The organism is Anaeromyxobacter sp. PSR-1, from assembly GCF_000964525.1.
Classification (GTDB): Bacteria; Myxococcota; Myxococcia; order Myxococcales; family Anaeromyxobacteraceae; genus Anaeromyxobacter.
Genome location: NZ_BAZG01000268.1, coordinates 1 through 4259, shown reverse-complemented (window position 1 = coordinate 4259; position 4259 = coordinate 1). Strand labels below are relative to the sequence as shown.

The 4259-nt window shown below is 78.0% G+C and carries 5 protein-coding genes; 2 read left to right on the top strand and 3 right to left on the bottom strand.

Translation table 11 applies throughout. The features are described 5' to 3' along the window. Positions 1–705, bottom strand: a 705-nt coding sequence (locus PSR1_RS22035) for an AAA family ATPase (RefSeq protein ID WP_152643416.1), incomplete at its 3' end; no start/stop codon positions are given. Next, positions 702–1964 carry an exonuclease SbcCD subunit D C-terminal domain-containing protein gene (locus tag PSR1_RS22030; protein ID WP_059439479.1) on the bottom strand — a complete coding sequence of 421 codons (1263 nt, stop codon included), beginning with the start codon at positions 1962–1964 and terminating at the stop codon, positions 702–704. The genes PSR1_RS22030 and PSR1_RS22035, both read right to left, overlap by 4 nt. A 218-nt stretch (positions 1965–2182) precedes the next feature. On the opposite strand from PSR1_RS22030, the gene PSR1_RS22025 reads away from it, so the two are divergent. Then, complete coding sequence (locus PSR1_RS22025; RefSeq protein ID WP_059439478.1) at positions 2183–2458, top strand: hypothetical protein; 276 nt, start codon at positions 2183–2185, stop codon at positions 2456–2458. Positions 2459–2489: 31 nt separating this feature from the next. On the opposite strand, the gene PSR1_RS22020 is transcribed toward PSR1_RS22025, so the two are convergent. After that, on the bottom strand, positions 2490–2840 hold the full coding sequence (locus tag PSR1_RS22020) for a rhodanese-like domain-containing protein (protein ID WP_059439477.1): 351 nt from the start codon (positions 2838–2840) through the stop codon (positions 2490–2492). A gap of 103 nt (positions 2841–2943) precedes the next feature. Between PSR1_RS22020 and PSR1_RS22015 the strand changes: the two genes are divergently transcribed. After that, on the top strand, positions 2944–4236 hold the full coding sequence (locus tag PSR1_RS22015; protein WP_082100351.1) for a chromate transporter: 1293 nt from the start codon (positions 2944–2946) through the stop codon (positions 4234–4236). The last annotated feature ends 23 nt before the right edge of the window (positions 4237–4259 follow it).

Sequence of the window (4259 nt, the reverse complement as noted above, 5' to 3'; positions counted from 1 at the left end):
CTCCGCGTCGAGCACCTTCACGCCGCCCAGCTCGGCCTCGAGCGCCTCGCGGGCGGCCAGCTCGCGCCCGAGCCGCTGGTGCGCGGCCTGCGAGAGCCGCCCGTAGACGGCGGTGCCGGTGACGCGCTCGAGGATGGCCGCGCGCACGTCCGCGTCGGCGCGCAGGAAGTTCGTGAACTCGAACTGCGGCAGGACCACCGCCCGCTTCAGCTCGTCGAAGGTGAAGCCGATGGCGGCCTCGTTCCGGGCCACCGCCTGCGTGATCTTCTCGGCGAGGACCTCGCCGGTGTCGAGGTCCTCGACCGTCATGGACTGGGCCTGGAACGCGCCCTCGACCCGGTCGCGCGCGCGGCGCACGCGCCAGCGCGCCAGGTACCGGCGCCCGTCCATGCCCTGGTACTCGACCTCGGCGGTCGCGCCCGCGGTGCCGCGCGACACGAGCGCGCGGACGTCGTTCATGTCGAGGGTCTCGCCCTCCTCCGACCAGCCCACCATGACGCGCTTGCCGGCGGCGCGGTCGCGCAGGCGCGGGGTCTTGCCGTAGAGCGCCAGGCAGAGCGCGTCGAGCAGGGTGGACTTGCCCGAGCCGGTGGGGCCGGCGATGGAGAAGATGCCGGCGCCGGCGATGGGCGCGCGGTCGAGCCGCAGCTCGAACTTGCCGTACAGGCTGGCGAGGTTCTCGCCGCGGATGGCCAGGATCCTCACCGCGCCCCCTCCTCGGACTCGACTTCCTGGAGCAGCGCGCGGAACGCCTCCAGCAGCGCGTCGGGCGGCGGGCCGCCGTAGTCGGCGTCGTACTTCCGGCGGAAGACCTCCTCGGGCACGAGCTCGCCGAGCGCGCGCCGCTCGCCGTCGCCGAGCGCGCGGCCGGTGCCGGCGAGCGTGGTGGCGATGCGCACCAGGCGCGCCTCCTTGCCCGCGAGGGCCTGGTCGAGCAGGGCGCGCAGCGCCGGCTCGGGCCGCTCCAGCCGCACCTTCACCTCGAGCAGCGGCCGCAGCGCGTCCGGCCCGTCGCCGCGCGCCGGCAGCGCCTCGAGCGCGGCGAGCACCTCCGGGAGCGGCGCGGGCGCCTCGGCGTCCGGCACCGACACGAGCTCCACGAAGCGCGGCACGCGCAGCACCCGCTGCGCGCGCACCGCCTCGCCCTCCAGGTCGGCCACCACCACGCCGTGGCGGTAGCCGCGCTCGCCGAACGAGAGCGGCAGCACCGAGCCCGAGTAGCGCACCGTCTCGCGCCCGCCCACCGCCTGCGCGAGGTGCAGGTGGCCGAGCGCGACGTAGGCGAGGTCGGCCGGGAACGCGTCGGCGGGCACCGCGGCCTGGTTGCCCACCGCGAGCCGCCGCTCGGAGAGGTCCGAGGTCTTGCCGCCCACCGCATAGAGGTGGCCGGTGGCGAGGAGCGCCTCGCCCGGCGCGCGCCGCGCCCGCGCCCCCTCCAGCGCCGCCGCGTAGAAGCGGCGCGTCGCCTCGGCCGCGTCGGCGTCGGCGGCGCCCGCGCCCAGATCGGCGGCGCGCAGGTACGGCACCGCCGCCACCCACGCGGCCCGCCGGCCCGACGCGTCCTCCAGCGGCACGAGCAGCCGCTCCAGCTCCGGCGCGCCCGCGCCGCCGCGCGGGACCCCGCCCACCACGTGCAGGCGCCCCATCTCACGCAGGAGCGGATCGACCGCGTCGAGGCGCGACGCGGAGTCGTGGTTCCCGCCCACCACCACGAGCTGCAGCCGCGGCAGGCGCCGCCACGCCTCGGCCAGGAACCGGTACCAGAGCGCCTGGGCGCCGGCGGGCGGGTTGGCGGCGTCGAACACGTCCCCGGCCACGACGACCGCGTCCACCGCCTCGGCCTGGGCGGTGTCGAGCAGCCACGCCACGAAGCGCTCGTGCTCGGGGCCGCGGTCCACGCCGTGGAGCGCGTGGCCGAGGTGCCAGTCGGCGGTGTGGAGGATGCGGAGGGCCACGGACGCCATGGAGGATACGCGCCGGTCGGACATGCGCGCGGCGGCCGGGCCTGACGCGAAAGACCGTGTCGGACGAGGTGCGCCGGGGGCGCCTTCCGCACGGCTCGTGCGGATCCGGGCGCGATTCCGCACCGGACGTGTGCACCGGACGGAGCGGAGGCCCGCGAGGACGTCACGCGCGCGCGGCCGCGGCGTTCCGTACTGGGTCGAGGGGGAGGAGGCGGTCCATGGGTGCACGAGCGCGGACGAGGTCCGAGCGCCTGCGGCGGCGGCTGCAGGCGGAGCGGGTGCACCTCGTGATCGAGTACGTGACGCTGACCGACGGGACCTGGGCCGCGCTCTGCGGCATGCCCGAGGCGATCGCGCTCGGCGCGACCTACGCCGAGGCGCGCCAGCGGCTCTGCGCGGAGCTCGGCGAGCGGATGGGCCGCGCGGCGCTCGAGGCCGCGACGGTGGTGGAGGACGTGCCCTTCGGCGCCGAGGAGCTGGGGATGGCGTACTGAAGGGCGGGCGTCACCCGGGGTGGATGGGCGCCTAGCCCTTCACCTCGGGCAGGCGCGCGCCGCGCCAGGCGAGCATCCCGCCCGCGAGCTGCGCGGCCTCGAAGCCGCCGCGCTCCAGCAGGCGCACCGCGGGCACGCTGCGGTGCCCGGACAGGCAGACCGCCACCACGGGCCGGGCCGGGTCGAGCTTCAGCGCGCCCAGGCGCGAGCGCAGCTCCCCGATCGGCACGTTCACCGCGCCGCGGATGCGCCCCTGCGAGAACTCGGCGGGGGTGCGGACGTCCACGAGCTGGGGCGCCGGGCGCCCGCGCAGCCGATCGTTCAGCTCGACCGCAGAGAGCTCGGGTACGCTGCCGAACGGAAACCACCAGGGGAGCTTCATGGCGCGTGAGAGCCGTGGGCCGCCGCGAGGATTCGGGCCGCCCGGCGGCGCGGACGTGCGGGGCGCCGGGAATCCCGCCGGCCAGGGCGGCGTTGGCCGGGGCGTGGACGCGCGCGCGACCCCCCGCCCGGCGCGGCGCCGGCGCCGGTCCCCCCGGCGGCCGCGCCCCACGCTCCCCGCGCTCGCGCGCGCCTCGGCCTGGCTCGGCCTGACCGGCTTCGGCGGCGGCCTCTCGGTGCTCGGGACCATGCACGACCTGCTGGTCGAGCGGCGGCGCTGGCTCACCGAGCGCGAGTTCACCGTCACCGCCACCGTCTCGCAGATGCTGCCGGGCGGCGCGGCCGCGAACGCGCTCGCGTACACCGGCCTGCGCTTCCACGGGCCCGCCGGCGCGGTGGCCGCGTACGCCGCGTTCATCGCGCCGGGCGCGATCGTGGTCACCGCGCTCGCGGCGCTCTACGTGCGGCTCGGCGTGACGCCCACCGCGGCGCCGCTCCTCGCCGGCCTGAACGCCGCGGTCGTCGGCATCGTGGCCTCGATCACGCTCCAGATGCTCCGCGCCGGGGTCCAGCGCCCGTGGCAGATGGGCGTGGCGGCGGCGACGCTCCTGTTCTCGCTCGGCGCGGCCGCGTCGGCCGGCGAGATGGCGGCGCTCGGGATCGGCGCCGGGCTGGTGCTCGACCTGGGCGTGAAGCGGATGCGGCTCCTGCGGTTCCAGCGGCGGGCGCGGCGGCCGTCGCCGCCGGTGGCGCTGCCGGATGAGGGGACGCCGCTGCCGCCGCCGGAGCGCGACGCCGACCCGCCGGGCGCTCCCGCCGATCCCGCCGGGCCGCCGCGCCTGCCCGCGCTCGCGCTCCTCTCCGCGCCCGCGCTCGGCGCGCTCGGCGCGATGGCGCTCCTGTTCCTGCGCGCCGGCCTCGGCGCCTACGGCGGCGGCTTCGCCATCATCCCGCACCTGCAGGCCTCGGTGCTCGCCGAGCACTGGATCGGTCCGCGGCAGTTCGCCGACGCGGTCGCGATCGGCAAGCTCACGCCCGGCCCGGTGCTGCTGATGGCGACGTTCATCGGCTACCTGGTCCACGGGGTCGCCGGCGCGGCGGTCGCCACGGCGGCGGTGTTCGCCGGCCCGCTCGCGCTCGTGCTCGCGGTCGGCGCGTGGCTGGCGCGCGTGCGGTCGCGGCGGCCGATCCGGGCGGCGCTCCGCGGGCTCACGCCGGCGGTGGTGGGGCTCATGGCGGCGGCGGCGCTCGCGCTGGGGCGCTCGCTGGAGGGGCGCGTCGAGCTCGCCATCGCGGCGGCGTCGCTGCTCACGCTGGCGCGGTTCCGGGTGAACCCGGTGCTGGTCATGGCGCTCGGCGGCGGGGTGCGGCTGGCGCTGTCACTCGCGGGGCTGTAGCCGCCGCGCGCGACGACGTGCCA

What these genes read in the sequence shown, in the direction of transcription:
- PSR1_RS22020 (WP_059439477.1), bottom strand. Translation starts at nt 2,840, where the DNA reads ATGAAGCTCCCCTGGTGGTTTCCGTTCGGCAGCGTACCCGAGCTCTCT.
- PSR1_RS22030 (WP_059439479.1), bottom strand. Translation starts at nt 1,964, where the DNA reads ATGGCGTCCGTGGCCCTCCGCATCCTCCACACCGCCGACTGGCACCTC.
- PSR1_RS22025 (WP_059439478.1), top strand. Translation starts at nt 2,183, where the DNA reads ATGGGTGCACGAGCGCGGACGAGGTCCGAGCGCCTGCGGCGGCGGCTG.